General features: G+C 68.1%; 12 protein-coding genes and 2 pseudogenes. 10 read left to right on the plus strand and 4 right to left on the minus strand.

Translation table 11 applies throughout. The annotated features are described in order from the left end of the window. Positions 1-42: 42 nt before the first annotated feature. Complete coding sequence (gene smc, locus J2X20_RS00840) at positions 43-3,558, minus strand: chromosome segregation protein SMC (RefSeq protein ID WP_310259452.1); 3,516 nt, start codon at positions 3,556-3,558, stop codon at positions 43-45. 164 nt (positions 3,559-3,722) lie between these two features. Between smc and queF the strand changes: the two genes are divergently transcribed. Beyond that, positions 3,723-4,163, plus strand: coding sequence for a preQ(1) synthase (queF, locus tag J2X20_RS00845; RefSeq protein ID WP_310265053.1), 441 nt, complete (start codon positions 3,723-3,725; stop codon positions 4,161-4,163). Here the strand turns inward: queF and J2X20_RS00850 are convergent. Next, a complete protein-coding gene (locus J2X20_RS00850; RefSeq protein WP_310259456.1) occupies positions 4,160-4,939 on the minus strand; it encodes a substrate-binding periplasmic protein in 780 nt (259 codons plus the stop codon). The genes queF and J2X20_RS00850 overlap by 4 nt on opposite strands. A gap of 50 nt (positions 4,940-4,989) precedes the next feature. On the opposite strand from J2X20_RS00850, the gene dapC reads away from it, so the two are divergent. From dapC to J2X20_RS00875, 5 genes are all read left to right on the plus strand, one after another. After that, a complete protein-coding gene (dapC, locus tag J2X20_RS00855; protein WP_310259459.1) occupies positions 4,990-6,195 on the plus strand; it encodes a succinyldiaminopimelate transaminase in 1,206 nt (401 codons plus the stop codon). Then, positions 6,192-7,016: a 2,3,4,5-tetrahydropyridine-2,6-dicarboxylate N-succinyltransferase gene (gene dapD, locus J2X20_RS00860; RefSeq protein ID WP_310259462.1), complete on the plus strand. Its 825-nt coding sequence runs from the start codon at positions 6,192-6,194 to the stop codon at positions 7,014-7,016. Before dapC ends, dapD begins: the two co-directional genes overlap by 4 nt. A gap of 114 nt (positions 7,017-7,130) precedes the next feature. Further along, positions 7,131-8,291, plus strand: a complete 1,161-nt coding sequence (locus J2X20_RS00865; RefSeq protein WP_310259466.1) for a PilT/PilU family type 4a pilus ATPase — start codon at positions 7,131-7,133, stop codon at positions 8,289-8,291. Then, the gene (prmB, locus tag J2X20_RS00870) at positions 8,288-9,148 is read left to right on the plus strand and encodes a 50S ribosomal protein L3 N(5)-glutamine methyltransferase (RefSeq protein ID WP_310259468.1); all 861 of its coding nucleotides are present in this window, start codon (positions 8,288-8,290) and stop codon (positions 9,146-9,148) included. The genes J2X20_RS00865 and prmB overlap by 4 nt, the downstream gene beginning before the upstream one ends. Further along, positions 9,145-11,085: an ABC-F family ATP-binding cassette domain-containing protein gene (locus J2X20_RS00875; protein ID WP_310259469.1), complete on the plus strand. Its 1,941-nt coding sequence runs from the start codon at positions 9,145-9,147 to the stop codon at positions 11,083-11,085. Before prmB ends, J2X20_RS00875 begins: the two co-directional genes overlap by 4 nt. On the opposite strand, the gene J2X20_RS00880 is transcribed toward J2X20_RS00875, so the two are convergent. Then, positions 11,082-11,444, minus strand: a complete 363-nt coding sequence (locus tag J2X20_RS00880; protein ID WP_310259472.1) for a DUF1304 domain-containing protein — start codon at positions 11,442-11,444, stop codon at positions 11,082-11,084. The two genes, J2X20_RS00875 and J2X20_RS00880, sit on opposite strands and share 4 nt — an antisense overlap. 124 nt (positions 11,445-11,568) lie before the next feature. Between J2X20_RS00880 and J2X20_RS00885 the strand changes: the two genes are divergently transcribed. The 4 genes and pseudogenes from J2X20_RS00885 to J2X20_RS29465 all read left to right on the plus strand — a co-directional run. Next, positions 11,569-12,057, plus strand: coding sequence for a MarR family winged helix-turn-helix transcriptional regulator (locus tag J2X20_RS00885; protein ID WP_310259475.1), 489 nt, complete (start codon positions 11,569-11,571; stop codon positions 12,055-12,057). A 39-nt stretch (positions 12,058-12,096) separates the two neighbouring features. Next, on the plus strand, positions 12,097-12,531 hold the full coding sequence (locus J2X20_RS00890) for an organic hydroperoxide resistance protein (protein ID WP_310259478.1): 435 nt from the start codon (positions 12,097-12,099) through the stop codon (positions 12,529-12,531). Between the two features lie 244 nt (positions 12,532-12,775). Further along, positions 12,776-13,855, plus strand: a pseudogene (locus J2X20_RS00895) (esterase-like activity of phytase family protein); the annotation flags it as partial. Between the two features lie 108 nt (positions 13,856-13,963). Next, a pseudogene (locus J2X20_RS29465) lies at positions 13,964-14,053 on the plus strand (PEP-CTERM sorting domain-containing protein); the annotation flags it as partial. Here the strand turns inward: J2X20_RS29465 and J2X20_RS00900 are convergent. Next, a complete protein-coding gene (locus J2X20_RS00900) occupies positions 14,054-14,974 on the minus strand; it encodes an asparaginase (protein WP_310259484.1) in 921 nt (306 codons plus the stop codon). Positions 14,975-14,998: the final 24 nt, after the last annotated feature.

Consider the following 14,998-nt stretch of genomic DNA (forward strand, 5'->3'; position numbering starts at 1 on the left):
CCAAGCGGGAGCGAGCTTGCTTGGGGCGGCCCGGCGCGGCGCTCATGCTGCTTCAGCCATGGCCAGGGCCTTGTCCATGTCGACGGCCACGATGCGCGACACGCCCTGCTCCTGCATGGTGACGCCGATCAGTTGTTCAGCCATTTCCATCGCGATCTTGTTGTGCGAGATGAAGAGGAATTGCGTGCCGGCGCTCATCTTGGTGACCAGCCGCGCATAACGCTCGGTATTGGCGTCGTCCAGCGGCGCGTCCACCTCGTCCAGCAGGCAGAAAGGCGCCGGGTTGAGCTGGAAGATGGCGAACACCAGGGCGATGGCGGTCAGCGCCTTCTCGCCGCCCGACAGCAGGTGGATGGTGCTGTTCTTCTTGCCCGGCGGCTGGGCCAGCACCTGCACGCCGGCGTCCAGGATCTCGTCGCCCGTCATGACCAGCTTGGCCTGGCCACCGCCGAAGAGCTCGGGAAACATGCGGCCGAAATGGTCGTTGACCTGGTTGAAGGTCGAGCCCAGCAGGTCGCGCGTCTCGAGGTCGATCTTGTGGATCGCATCCTCCAGCGTCTTGATGGCCGAGTTCAGGTCGGTGCACTGGGCGTCGAGGAAGGTCTTGCGCTCGCGGGCCGCCGTCAGCTCGTCCAGGGCCGCCAGGTTGACGGCACCGAGTGCGGCGATCTCGCGGTTGATGCGGTCGATCTCGCCCTGCAGGCCGTAGAGCTTGACGCCGCCTTCCTCGATGGTCCTGGCCAGCGCCTCGAGGTCGACTTCGGCGGCTTCCAGCTGCTCGCGGTATTGGGCGCCGCCGAGCTGGGCGGCCTGTTCTTCCAGCTGCAGCTTGGTGATGGCCTCGCGCAGCGGGTCCAGGCTGCGCTCGAAGGTCATGCGCTGCTCGTCGGCCTTGCGCAGGCGCAAGGACAGGTCGTCGTAGTTCGCGCGGACGGCGGCCAGGGCCTGCTCGCGCTCGACCTTGAGGGCCAGGGCATCCTGCAGGCCGGCCTGCGCGGCGGCGTCGTTCAGCGTGTCCAGCTCGGCCTGCAGGCTGGCGGCGGACGTGGCCACCTGGCCGATCTGGGCCTGGGCCGTCTCGATGCCGCGCTGCAGCTCGCCGCGGCGGGCCGCCAGCGTCTGGGTGGCAAAGCGCGCCTCCTGCGAGCGGCGCTCCAGGCTGCGCAGCTGCTCGCGGGCATCGGCCAGCTTGCGCTCGGCGGCGATGACGCCGTCATCCAGCTCGGCATGGCGCTGCTGGGCGTCGCCGAGCTGGATGTCCAGCTCCTCGAAGCGGGCCTCGCCGACGGCGCGGCGCTCCTGCAGGCCTTCCTGCTGGGCGGCGATCTCGGCCAGCTCGGCGTCCAGGGCGCTGCGGCGCTGCTGGCTGGCCTCGGCCTGTTGGGACAGGCGCAGCAGCTCGACATGGAGCTGGTGGGCGCGGGTCTGGGCCTCGCTGGCCTCGCGGCGCAGCGTCGTCAGTCGGCCATTGGCGTCGTTGAACTGATGCTCGACGCGAGAGAGAGTGAGGCGGGCTTCGTCGGCGATCAGGTTCTGGGCGCGCTGGGCCGTCGTCAGCTGCTCGATCTCCTGGGCGCGGGCCAGCAGCCCCGCCTGCTCGGAGTCGGGCGCATAGAAGGTCACCGAGAACTGGCCGACGGCGTGGCCGGCCGGCGTCAGGATCAGCTCACCATGCGTCAGCCTGCCGCGGGCGGCCAGCGCCTCGTCCAGCGTCGGCGCGGTGTAGACGCCTTCCAGCCAGTCGTTCAGCAGCGCGGACAGGCCGGCGTCGTCCAGGCGCAGCAGCTCGCTGAGCTTGGGCAGGGTCTCATGCGTGTTCGCAATCGCGCCGGGTGGCGTCGAATAGAAGGCCAGCCGGGCCGGCGGCGCATCGGCCTCGAAAGCCCGCACGGTGTCCAGGCGGCCCACGCTCAAGGCGCCCATGCGCTCGCGCAGCGCGGACTCCAGCGCGTTCTCCCAGCCCTGGGCGATGTGCAGCTTGGTCCACAGGCCTTGCAGGCCGTCGAGGCCATGCTTGGCCAGCCAGGGCTTGAGCTTGCCCTCGGTCTGCACCTTTTCCTGCAGGGCCTTCAGGGCCTCCAGGCGGGCCGTCAGTTCGGACTGTCGGGCGAGCTGGGCGTTGGTGTCCTGCTGGGCGTTGCGGCGCTGCTCTTCCAGCTGGGGCAACTGCTCGGCCAGCTCGTGCAGGCGGGCGTCGGACAGGTCACGGGCCTCGTCGGCCGCGGCGCTGCGGGCCTTCAAGTCTTCCAGTGCCTCGTGGTCGGGCGCACCGAGGGCGCGGGACTCGGCCGTCAGCTTGTCCTCGCGCTGGCGCAGCGCCCTCGCCTGCTCGTCCACGCTGCGGCTTTCGGCCGCCAGCACCTGGATCTGCTGCTGGACCTGGGCGACCAGCGTGCGCTGCTCGTTGGCGCGGGCCTGGGCGGCGCGCAGGGCGTCCTCGGCCACGGGCAGCTGGCCCTGCTGCTCCTCGGCCTGGGCGGCGAGGATCTCGCTCTGCTCGTCGGCACCGGCGATCTGCTCGGCAATGCCCTCCAGCTCGGCGGTGGACTGCTCGACGCGCTCACGCCACTGGCCGTCCTGGGCGTGCAGCTCGGCCAGGCGCTGCTGAGCCCGGTTGCGGCTCTCGACGACGAAACGGATGCGCTCTTCCAGCCGGCTCACTTCCAGCTGGGCGTCGGCAAAGCGGCCCTGGCTGGCGTGCAGCTCATCGCCGGCGGCGTAATGCTGCTGGCGCACTTCCTCCAGCGTGGCCTCGACGGCGCGCAGCTCGGCGGTGCGGGACTCCAGCGCGTTCAGGGCCTCGGCGTGCGCCGTCTTCACGCGGGCCGCCTCGCTGCCCGCGTCGCGCAGCTTCAGCCACCAGAGCTGGTGCAGCTTCAGCGTGCCGCTGTCCTGCAGGCTGCGATAGCTGGCCGCCACCTCGGCCTGGCGCTCCAGCTTCTCGAGGTTGCTGTTGAGTTCGCGCAGGATGTCGTCGACACGGGTCAGGTTCTCGCGCGTGTCTTTGAGGCGGTTCTCGGTCTCGCGGCGGCGTTCCTTGTACTTGGAGACGCCGGCCGCTTCTTCCAGGAACAGGCGCAGCTCTTCGGGCTTGCTCTCGATGATGCGCGAGATGGTGCCCTGGCCAATGATGGCGTAGGCCCGCGGCCCCAGGCCCGTGCCGAGGAAGACGTCCTGCACGTCGCGGCGACGCACCGGCTGGTTGTTGATGAAGTAGGAGCTCGTGCCGTCGCGCGTCAGCACGCGCTTGACGGCGATCTCGGTGAACTGGTTCCAGGGGCCGCCGGCGCGCGCGGATTGGTTGTCGAACACCAGCTCGACGCTGGAACGCCCCGCCGGCTTGCGGTTGCCCGAGCCATTGAAGATGACGTCCTGCATGGACTCGCCACGCAGCTCGCTCGCCTTGCTCTCGCCCAGCACCCAGCGCACCGCGTCCATGATGTTGGACTTGCCGCAGCCGTTGGGGCCGACGACGCCGACGAGTTGCCCGGGCAACTGGAAGGTCGTGGGTTCAGCGAAGGATTTGAAGCCGGCCAGCTTGATCGAATTCAGCCGCATGTAGCTCGGACGTAAGCCCTTGATTTGGCTAAAGAAAAGCGCCTTTCAGGGGCGCTTCGACGGGGTCGGATGATAGCATTCGCACCCTCTGTGATTGACCCTGCACCATGGCCACCAAGAAGTCCGCCTCCGCCCCCGCCGCCAAGAAGAACAACAAGCCCAAGATGCGCGAGGTGCCCCCGAACCCGCCGAGCAAGCCCAGCAAGGACATCCTGGTCTTCCCGAACCCGAATCCCGAGCGCGACTACGTCATCCAGTTCCAGGTGCCCGAGTTCACCTGCCACTGCCCGCTGACCGGCCAGCCCGACTTCGCCCACTTCACCATCGACATGATTGCGGATGAGCTCTGCGTGGAGCTCAAGAGCCTGAAGATGTACTTCTGGAGCTACCGCAACGAGGGCGCCTTCCACGAGAAGGTCACCAACAAGATCCTGGACGACATCGTCAAGGTCACCGACCCGCGCTTCATTCGCATCACGGCCAAGTGGTATGTGCGCGGCGGCATCTACACCAATGTCGTCGCCGAGCACCGCAAGCCGGGCTGGACGCCGGCGCCGCGCGTGGACCTGCCGGCCCATGGCTTTGAGTCGGGGATGCTGGGCTAACGCTTCATCACGGGGTTGCGACGCCAGGCTTCCTGGTTCTCATCGACCAAGCGGCCCGGGTTCATCGCCGCGAGATAGCGCTTGAGCATGGCGTCGAACTCATGCAAACGGCCCAGGCAGGCGCTGCGGCGCGACCAGCCGACATAGTTCAGCGCCTCGGCCACATGGGGCTTGAGGGCGACGAACCTGCCCTCATTGCCGCTGGTGATCAGATGCGACAGCGCCGGGTAGTGCGGCGAGATGAAGTAGTCGATGCGGCCGGCATCGAGCTTGAGGAAGTTTTCCTTGATGCCCGGGCCGGTCTCGACGTTCAGATTGGCTTCGATGAATTCGTCCAGCCCGTCGCCGAAGCGCGTGCCATGGGTGGCGCCGCCCCGCAGCCCGCGCAGGTCTTCGCGTTTGGTGAACTTCAGGTTCTGGCCTGCGCGCACGAAGACCGAGCTGGGATTGGTGAAGATGGGCGTCTCGGCATAGGCCAGGTAGTCCTCGCGCTCGGCGTTGCGCTTGAGCTCGGTGATGATGTCCACTTCGCCGATGCGGGCGTTCTGCAGCACGCGCACAAACGGCCCGACATAGCGCAATTCATAGGGCAATTTGATGGCCTGCAGCACGGCCAGCACGACATCGACGCTGGCACCGCGCAGGGTCTGGCCGTCATACCAGGCATAGGGTGGGTATTCGGGGTCGGCCGTCACGACGACCTTGGTGCAGGCGCCCTGGGCCAGGGCGCCGCCGCTCATGACGAGCAGCCAGGCAGCGAGCCAACCTTGCTTCATCTTGTGCCTCCCCAGGCTGCGGCCCTTGGGCCGCGCCCTATCATCGCCGCATGAGTTTTCCCGTCAATCCGCGGCTCGACCGGCTGCACCCCTATCCCTTCGAGCGCCTGCGCGAGCTGACCGCGGGCATCACGCCCAATCCCGACCTGGCCCCCATCTCCCTGGGAATCGGCGAGCCCCGCCATGCGGCGCCGGCCCTGATCGCCGAGGCCATCAACGCCTCGATGAAGAGTCTGGCGGCCTACCCGGCCACCGCCGGCACGCCGGCCCTGCGTGAAGCCATCGCCGGCTGGATCTCGCGCCGCTACGGCCTGACGCTGGACGCCGGCACGCAGATCCTGCCGGTCAACGGTTCGCGCGAGGCCTTGTTCGCCATCGCCCAGACCGTCATCGACTCCGGTCGCCCGGGCGCCACGGTCGTCTGCCCCAATCCCTTCTATCAAATCTACGAAGGTGCGGCCCTGCTGGCGGGCGCCGAGGTGGCCTATGCCAACTCCGACCCGGCGCGCAATTTCGCCGTTGACTGGCGTCAGATAGCCGACGCGACCTGGGCCCGCACCCAGCTGCTCTATGTCTGCTCGCCCGGCAACCCGAGCGGTGCCGTGATGCCGCTGTCCGAGTGGCAGGCCTTGTTCGAGCTGAGCGACCGCCATGGCTTCGTCATCGCGTCCGACGAGTGCTATTCGGAGATCTATTTCCGTGACGAAGCGCCGCTGGGCGGCCTGGAAGCGGCCGCCAAGCTGGGCCGCCAAGATTTCCGCAACCTGATCGCCTTCACCTCGCTGTCCAAGCGCTCCAATGTGCCGGGCCTGCGTTCGGGCTTCGTGGCCGGCGACGCGGCCCTGCTGAAGAAGTTCCTGCTCTACCGCACCTATCACGGCAGCGCCATGAGCCCCATCGTGCAGGCCGCCAGCATCGCGGCCTGGGGCGACGAGGCCCATGTGGTCGAGAACCGGGCCCGCTACCGCCACAAGTTCGGCGCCGTCACGCCGCTGTTGGCAGGCGTGCTGGACGTGGCCCTGCCCGACGCCGGCTTCTATCTGTGGGCGGCAGTTCCAGGCGGTAACGACATCGACTTCGCCCGGGGCCTGCTCGCTCAATACAATCTCGCCGTCCTGCCGGGCAGCCTGCTGGCCCGCGAAGCCCATGGCAGCAACCCTGGCGCTGGCCGTATCCGCCTGGCCCTGGTGGCCGACGAGGCCGAATGCCTCGAGGCTGCGCACCGCATCGTCTCCTTCACCCAATCTCGCCGATGAATACCGCTGAACTGCAAAGCCTGATCGACCTCGCCTGGGACAACCGCGCGTCCCTGGACCCCGTCAACGCGCCCGAAGTGCGCCAGGCCGTCGACCACGTCATCGCCGAGCTCGACGCCGGCCGCCTGCGCGTGGCCACGCGCGAGGGCGTGGGCCAGTGGACGGTGCACCAGTGGATCAAGAAGGCCGTGCTGCTGTCCTTCCGCCTGAATGACAACCGCATCATGGGCGACAAGGAGCTGACCTTCTTCGACAAGGTGCCCACCAAGTTCGCCGGCATGAGCGAAGCCGAGCTGCGTGCCACCGGTGTGCGCGTCGTGCCCCCGGCCGTCGCGCGCCGCGGCAGCTTCCAGGCCAGGAACGTCGTGCTGATGCCCAGCTACGTGAACATCGGCGCCTATGTCGACGAAGGCGCGATGGTCGACACCTGGGCCACGGTCGGCTCCTGCGCCCAGATCGGCAAGAACGTGCACCTGTCGGGTGGCGTCGGCATCGGCGGCGTGCTGGAGCCGCTGCAGGCCAACCCGACCATCATCGAGGACAACTGCTTCATCGGCGCCCGCTCCGAGGTCGTCGAAGGCGTCATCGTCGAGGAGAACTCGGTGATCTCCATGGGCGTCTACATCGGCCAGAGCACGCCGATCTACGACCGCGCCACCGACACCGTGAGCTACGGCCGCATCCCGGCCGGCTCCGTCGTCATCTCGGGCTCGCTGCCCAAGGACGGCGGCCGCTACTCGCTGTACGCGGCCATCATCGTCAAGCGCGTCGATGCCCAGACGCGTTCCAAGACGAGCATCAACGAACTGCTGCGCGCCTGAGGAAGCCATGAGCACGTTTAGCCAACCCCAGCGGGCCGAGCGCCGGGCCGCTCCCCAGCCGGCCCGCATCCCCTCGGGGGATCGGCAGACGTACTCGACCGACGAGGGGCACTGATGTCGGGCGGCAACATGGAGCGCATCCTGCGGCTGATGGCCGACAAGGGTGCTTCGGACTGCTATCTGTCGGCCAATATGCCGGTGCTGATCCGCATCAACGGGCAGACCGTGCAGCTCTCCGACCAGCTCCTGACGCCGCCCCAGCCGCGCCAGCTGATCTCCGAGGTCATCGACCCCGCCAGCCTGGCCGAGCTCGACAACTCCGGCGAGCTCAACATGGCCGTGTCGGTCAGCGGCGTCGGCAGCTTCCGCCTGTCGGGCTTTCGCCAGCGTGGGTCGATTGCCGGCGTGTTCCGCCACATCCCGCACGACATCCCGACGCTGGAAAGCCTGCAGCTGCCGCCCATCCTGGGCACGATGATCAAGGAAAAGCGCGGCCTCATCCTGATGGTGGGCGCCACCGGCACCGGCAAGAGCACGACGCTCGCTTCCATGCTGGAGATGCGCAACCAGACGATGACGGGCCACATCCTCACCATCGAGGACCCGATCGAATACCTGTTCAGCAACAAGCGCTCGGTCGTCAACCAGCGCGAGATCGGCCGCGACACGGCCTCGCTGCAGATCGCGCTGAAGAACGCCTTGCGCCAGGCACCGGACTGCATCCTGATCGGCGAAATCCGCGATCGGGAGACGATGACGGCGGCCATCTCGTATGCGCTGTCGGGCCACCTGGTGCTGGCCACGCTGCACGGCAACAACACCTATCACGCGCTGAACCGCATCCTGTCCTTCTACACGCCGGAATCCCGCCCGGCCCTGCTGAACGACCTGGCGGCCGGCCTCAAGGCCGTCGTGTCGCAGCGCCTGGTGCGCGCCACCGCCGGTGGCCGCGTGCCCGTCGTCGAGATCCTCTTCAACACCAAGCTGACGGCCGAGCTCATTGAGCAAGGCGACTTCGCCGGCGTGAAGGAGGCCATGGAGAAGTCCATCGCCGAGGGCTCGCAGACCTACGAAGAGCATTTCGCCAAGCTCATCACCGACGGCACCATCACCCGCGAGGAAGGCCTGGCCTTTGCCGACTCGCCGACCAATCTGTTGTGGCGTCTGCAGAACGAGGCGCCGGGCGCCCGACTGACGAACGCGCCGCGCAAGGAAGAGAAGGCCCCCGACGAGGCCAGCTTCACCGAAATCACCCTGGACGTCCGCGCCACTTGAAGCTGATTGACTGCATCGAATCCCAAGCCGCCCGCCTCGCCCAGGCGGGCTTGTTTTTTGGCCATGGCACGACGAACGCGTTCGACGAAGCCATGTGGCTGGCGCTGTGGCGCCTGGGCCTGCCGCTGGACGCGCTGGACGACCACGAAGAGCGCGAGTTGACCGCCGCCGAAGTCGCATCCATCGTCGCCTTGATGGATGAGCGCATCTCGACGCGCAAGCCGGCCGCCTACCTGACCGGCGAGGCCTGGCTGCAAGGCGTGCCCTTCACCATCGACGAGCGCGCCATCGTGCCGCGCAGCTTCATCGCCGAGCTGATCGCCGACGCCAGCATCGACCCTTGGCTCAACCCGGCCAGCCGCCGCGTGCTGGACCTGTGCACCGGGAACGGCAGCCTGGCCGTGCTGGCGGCCATGGCTTGGCCCGATGTCGAGGTGGACGCCCTGGACATCGACATCAACGCCCTGGCCGTGGCCAAGCTCAATGTGGAGCGGCATAACCTGGCGCTGCGCGTGCGCCTGCTGCAGGGCGACGGCCTGGCCGGCGCCGAAGGCCGCTACGACCTGATCCTCTGCAACCCGCCCTACGTGAACAGCGCCAGCATGGCCGCCCTGCCTGCCGAATACCGCGCAGAGCCCGAACTGGCCCTGGCCGGCGGCAGCGACGGCATGGACTTCATCCGCGAGCTGCTGCGCGCCGCGCCCGCCGCCCTCAACGACGAGGGCGTGCTGGTGCTGGAGATCGGCAACGAGCGCCCCTTCTTCGAGGCCGCCTTCCCCGCGCTGGAAGTCGTCTGGATGGAAACCTCCGCGGGGGCTGACCAGGTCCTCCTCGTGACCAGGGAGGCTCTGCCGTGATCACCATCCGTGACATCACGCTGCGCCGCGGCGTCAAGGTGGTGCTGGACGGCGCCTCCGCAACCCTGCAGCCGGGCGAGAAGATCGGCCTGGTCGGCCGCAACGGCGCCGGCAAATCCAGCCTGTTCGCGCTGCTGACCGGGCGCCTGTCCAACGACAAGGGCGAGGTCGAGGTGCCCAGGCACTGGCGCCGCTCCGAGGTGGCCCAGAACATGCCCGAGACCGAGGACGGTGCGACCGACTTCGTGCTGCAGGGCGACCTGACCCTGGTGGCGGCCCGCGTCGCCCTGGCCGAGGCCGAAGCGGCCGAGGACGGCCATGCGATGGCCGACGCCCATGCCGCCCTGGCCGATGCCGGTGCCTTCGACGCCCGCTCGCGCGCCCAGGCGCTGCTGATGGGCCTGGGCTTCAAGACCGAACAGCTCGACGCCCCGGTCAACAGCTTCTCCGGCGGCTGGCGCATGCGCCTGCAACTGGCTCGCGCCCTGATGTGCCCGGCCGAGCTGATGCTGCTGGACGAGCCCACCAATCACCTGGACCTCGATGCCCTCGTCTGGCTGGAAGCCTGGCTGCAGCGCTACGACGGCACGCTGATCATCATCAGCCACGACCGCGAATTCCTCGACGCCATCACCAAGGTCACCCTGCATCTGGACGAAGGCAAGCTGGTGCGCTACGGCGGCAACTACACCAGCTTCGAGACGCAGCGCGCCGAGCGCATGGTCCTGCAGCAGGCGTCCTATGAACGCCAGCAGGAGAAGGTCGCCCATCTGCAGAAGTTCATCGACCGCTTCAAGGCCAAGGCCAGCAAGGCCAAGCAGGCGCAAAGCCGCGTCAAGGCGCTGGAGCGCATGGAGAAGCTGGCGCCGGTGCTGGCCTCGGCCGACTTCAATTTCGAGTTCCGCGAGCCGATCAGCCTGCCCAACCCGATGCTGATGTTCGACGAGATGTCGGCGGGCTATGGCACCACCACCATCGTGCGCAACGTCGACCGCTCCGTGCTGGCCGGTCAGCGCATCGGCATCCTCGGCGCCAACGGCCAGGGCAAGTCGACACTCGTGAAGACGATTGCCGGCGCGCAGCCCGCGCTGGCCGGCAAGCTGACGCAAGGCAAGGGCCTGTCCATCGGCTACTTCGCCCAGCAGGAGCTGGACGTGCTGCGCCTGGACGAAGGGCCGCTCGAGCACATGGTGAGGCTCGCACGCGAAGTGGGTCCGGCGGGAAGAGAGCAGGAGCTGCGCGACTTCCTCGGCCAGTTCCGCTTCACCGGCGACATGGTCAACCAGCAGGTCGGCAGCCTGTCCGGCGGCGAGAAGGCGCGCCTGGTGCTGGCCATGCTGGTCTGGCAGCGCCCCAACCTGCTGCTGCTGGACGAGCCCACCAACCACCTGGACCTGAACACCCGCGAGGCGCTGTCGATGGCGCTGAACGAGTTCGAGGGCACGGTCATGCTGGTCAGCCACGACCGCGCACTGCTGCGCGAGGTCTGCGACGAGTTCTGGCTGGTGGCCGACGGTGTCGTCAAGCCCTTCGACGGCGATCTGGACGACTACCAGAAGTGGCTGCTGGACCAGAGCAAGGAAGCGGCGCGCGCGGCCAAGAAGGGCAGCTCCGCACCCGCTGCGGCGCCGGCTCCGGTGGTCGTTGCCGCCGCTGCGGCGCCAGCGCCCCGCGAGGACCGCAAGGCCTCAGGCCAGGCCCGCGCCAAGCTGGCCGAGCAGACGCGGCCGCTGCGCAAGGAGATGGAAGCCATCGACAAGCGCCTGCATGCCCTGGCGTCGGAACGCGCCGAGATCGAGGCCCAACTGGCCGAAGGCGCTGCCGCGTCGGCCATCGCCGAGATGGGCAAGCGCCTGAAGGCGATTGCCGACCAGCTCGAAGCCGACGAGATGCGCTGGCTGGAGCTGGGCGAGCAGATCGAGGCGATGAGCGCTTAAAGCGCGAGCACGGCCGCCAGGGCCACTGCGCCCGGGATGGCTTGCACGAACAGGATCTTCTTCGAAGCCGTGGCCGCGCCGAACAGGCCGGCCACGACGACGCAGCCCAGGAAGAACACCAGCCACGGCTTGCCCGCGCCCGCGGCGCCCAGCATCAGCCCGTAGACCAGGCCCGCCACCAGGAAGCCGTTGTACAGGCCCTGGTTGGCCGCCAGTGCCTTGCTGCGCTCGGCGAAGTCCTTGTCCAGCCCGAAGGCCTTGCGGCCCAGCGGCTTGGTCCAGAAGAACATCTCCAGCACCAGGAAGTACAGGTGCAGCAGCGCCACCAGCGCCGCCAGCCCGATTGCGACCATCTGCATAGCCTCTCTCCTCGTCTTTTCGTGATTGGGGGTGGCGCATCGTCTCAGATCACCCTAGCGTCCGGTGTCACCCAAAAGACCATTTAACTTGTGTGCAATTGAATTGCGAGCTACATTAATAGCCATGGCACGCAGCAAGACCCGCACCCCAGTCACCGCCGACCCGCGCGGGGAGTGGCTGCAGCTGGACCGCCAGCTGTGCTTTGCGCTGTACAGCAGCTCGCTGGCCATGACCCGCATCTACAAGCCCTTGCTGGCACCGCTGGGCCTGACCTATCCGCAATACCTCGTCATGCTGGTGCTGTGGGAGGTCGAGGGCCAAAGCGTCTCCCAGCTCGGCCAGCGCCTGTCGCTGGACTCGGGCACGCTGACGCCGCTGCTCAAGCGCCTCGAGGCCCTGGGCCATATCGAGCGCCGCCGCGCCAGCGACGACGAGCGCCGCGTCGACATCTTCCTAACGCCCCAGGGCCGCCAACTGCGCCAGCTGGCCCTGGACATTCCCAGCCATCTCGCCTGCGCCAGCGCCTGCGAGCTGGACGAAGTCATCGCGCTGACGCAGCGGCTCACGCAGCTGCGCCAGCAACTCAACAAGGCCGCCGACGCCGCGGCCTGATTCCTTCCCCACCCACCGACCACCCCAAAGGAGCCCACCATGGCCATCGAAAAAGCCCTCTACACCGCCACCGCCACTGCCACCGGCGGCCGCGCCGGCACCGCCAAGTCGTCTGACGGCGCCATCGACGTGACCCTGTCCACGCCCAAGGAACTGGGCGGCGCCGGCGGCCCGGGCACCAACCCCGAGCAGCTGTTCGCGGCCGGCTATTCCGCCTGCTTCATCGGTGCCATGAAAGCCGTCGCCGGCAAGCAGAAGATCAGCCTGCCCGCCGAGGTCTCCATCACCAGCGACGTCGCCATCGGCCCGCACGCCAACAAGCCGGGCGCCTTCGGCATCCAGGTCGACATGCGCATCTCCGTGCCCGGCATGGACCACGCCGCCCTGGAAGCCCTGGTCAAGACCGCCCACGAGGTCTGCCCGTACTCGAACGCCACGCGTGGCAACGTCGACGTCTCGCTGACCATCGTCTAAGAAGCACGTCACGCCGGCGTCACATACGCCGGCCAGCATCGCGGGTTTTCCAAACGACCGGAGACCCGCGATGCGCACCTTCCTGACCACCGCCGTCGCCAGCGCCCTGCTGGCCCTCGCCGCCCAAAGCCGTGCGGCCGAACCGGTGTTGATCGGCATGGGCAATCTCAGCGGTTCGCTGAGCGATCTGTCCGGCCTGAACTACAACCTCGAGAGCGGCCTCGCGGCCAATCTGCTGGGCGGCATGGGCTCGGGCCTGGCCTGGGCGGGCGGCAACACCTTCCTGGCACTGCCCGACCGCGGCCCCAACGCCAATGACTGGGGCGCCTCGCAGCTGGACAACACAACGTCCTTCATCAGCCGCTTCCACACGCTGCAGCTCAACCTCGTCGCGACCCCGGGCGGCGCCCTGCCCTACACCATCGCCCCGACGCTGCAGTCCACCACGCTGCTGTCCAGCACGACAGCCCTGAACTACGGCCCCAGGGCGCCGACGCTGAACGGCATCGTCAACAGCAACACGCTGAGCGCGAGCAGCACCCAGTACTTCTCGGGCCGCTCCGACAACTTCGCCGCCGGCCTGTCGACGAATCCGAACAATGCCCGCCTCGACCCCGAAGGCATCCGCGTCTCCAACGACGGCAGGAGCGTGTTCATCTCGGACGAGTACGGCCCCTATGTCTACCAGTTCGACCGCGCCACCGGCCAGCGCATCCGCACCTACACGCTGCCGAACAGCTTCGCCGCATCCAATCTGAGCAGCTCGGGCGCCGCCGAGATTTCGGGCAACACGACCGGCCGCGTCGCCAACAAGGGCATGGAAGGCCTGGCCATCTCGCCCGACGGCAAGACCCTGTTCGGCTTCGTGCAGAGCCCGCTGGCCCAGGACGGCGGCGATGGCGGCCGCTACAACCGCATCGTCAAGATCGACGTCGCCACCGGCGCCGTCAGCCAGTTCGCCTTTGACAACCAGATCAACGGCAAGGCCTACAACAGCAGCGAGCTGCTGGCCCTGAACGACCACGAGCTCCTCGTGCTGGAGCGCGACGGCAAGGGCATGGGCGACGGCTCGCCCGGCTCCAAGGCCGCCGTCAAGCAGCTCGTCAAGATCGACCTGACCGGCGCCACCGAGGTCAGCGGCATTGCCAACCTGCGCAACCAGCCCGGCGCCGCCATCGTCGGCACCCGCTTCCTCGACATCAAGGCGGCACTGAATGCTGCCGGCATCCCGGACGCGCAGATCCCGTCCAAGCTCGAAGGCATCGCCTTCGGCCAGGACGTCACCGTCAACGGCAAGACCATGCACACGCTGTATCTGGCCAATGACAACGACTTCCTGGCCACTGCGGTGCCCAACGGCAGCAACACGGCCGTGGCCTATGGCAACCAGTTCTACGTCTTCGCCTTCGAAGGCAATCTGGTCAACCAGACCATCGCCGCAGTGCCTGAACCCAGCCAGTACGCGATGCTGCTGGCCGGCCTCGCAGCCATGGGCTTCATCGCCCGCCGCCGCCGAGGCTGATCAGCTCTCGGCCAGCAACGCCAGGATCAACTCGATCCTGGCCTTGACCGGACTCAGGGCGCCGGCGCTGGGCAGCAGGCCCGGCAGCTCCATGACGGGGCCGGCGTCGCAGCGCGTGCTGCGCACGACCCTGACGCCGCCGGCCTGGGCCTCGCGCAGGGCCGCGTCCAGGCCGCGGCTGAGCGTGCCATTGCCGGTGCCGGCCGCCACGAGGCCGTCGATGCCGCTGGCCCACAGAGCGCGCACGACGGCGCCGTCCGCGCCGGCATGGTTCATGACGATCTCGACGCGCGGCCAACGCTCGGACGGCGCCGCGATGCGCGCCAGACCCAGGGCCTTGCCCATTGGCCAGCGACCGACCAGGCGAACGGCGCCCTCCTCCACGCGCGCCACCAGGCCGCCGTCAACCGACTCGAAGGCGTCGACGCGATAGCTGTGCGTCTTGCGCACCTGGACGGCGTCATGCACGCGGCCCGCGAAGGCGATAACAACGCCGCGCGCATCCGGCTCCACGGCCACCTGCACAGCATCGAAGAGGTTCTGCGGGCCGTCAGGCGCCAGTGCCGTCGCGGGCCGCATCGCCGCCGTCAACACCACAGGCTTGGCCGGTGCCAGCACGCGATGCAGGAAGTAGGCTGTCTCCTCCAGCGTGTCGGTGCCGTGGGTGATGACGATGCCAGCGACGTCGGGGCGATCCAGTTGCTGCTGCACGGCGTTCGCGAGCCGCTGCCAGGTCGCGAAATCCATATCCTTGCTGTCAAGCTGGGCGACCTGATGCGCCTCCAGCTGCTGGCCCGACAGCGCCGGCACCGCGGCCAGCAAATCCTCGACGCTCAGTTGCGCGGCCGTGTAGCCGACACCGTCGCTGGCGGTTTTGGCAGTGCCGGCAATCGTGCCGCCCGTCCCCAAAATGACGATCAAACGATCAGAGGTTTGCAATTTCTT

It is taken from the genome of Roseateles saccharophilus (assembly GCF_031458095.1).
Classification (GTDB): Bacteria; Pseudomonadota; Gammaproteobacteria; order Burkholderiales; family Burkholderiaceae_C; genus Pelomonas; species Pelomonas saccharophila_A.

Bases quoted from the DNA above. Each gene is read 5' to 3' on its own strand.
- dapD (WP_310259462.1), top strand. From the start codon at position 6,192: ATGAATACCGCTGAACTGCAAAGCCTGATCGACCTCGCCTGGGACAAC.
- J2X20_RS00890 (WP_310259478.1), top strand. From the start codon at position 12,097: ATGGCCATCGAAAAAGCCCTCTACACCGCCACCGCCACTGCCACCGGC.
- queF (WP_310265053.1), top strand. From the start codon at position 3,723: ATGCGCGAGGTGCCCCCGAACCCGCCGAGCAAGCCCAGCAAGGACATC.
- J2X20_RS00885 (WP_310259475.1), top strand. From the start codon at position 11,569: ATGGCACGCAGCAAGACCCGCACCCCAGTCACCGCCGACCCGCGCGGG.
- dapC (WP_310259459.1), top strand. From the start codon at position 4,990: ATGAGTTTTCCCGTCAATCCGCGGCTCGACCGGCTGCACCCCTATCCC.
- J2X20_RS00880 (WP_310259472.1), bottom strand. From the start codon at position 11,444: ATGCAGATGGTCGCAATCGGGCTGGCGGCGCTGGTGGCGCTGCTGCAC.
- smc (WP_310259452.1), bottom strand. From the start codon at position 3,558: ATGCGGCTGAATTCGATCAAGCTGGCCGGCTTCAAATCCTTCGCTGAA.
- J2X20_RS00865 (WP_310259466.1), top strand. From the start codon at position 7,131: ATGTCGGGCGGCAACATGGAGCGCATCCTGCGGCTGATGGCCGACAAG.
- J2X20_RS00850 (WP_310259456.1), bottom strand. From the start codon at position 4,939: ATGAAGCAAGGTTGGCTCGCTGCCTGGCTGCTCGTCATGAGCGGCGGC.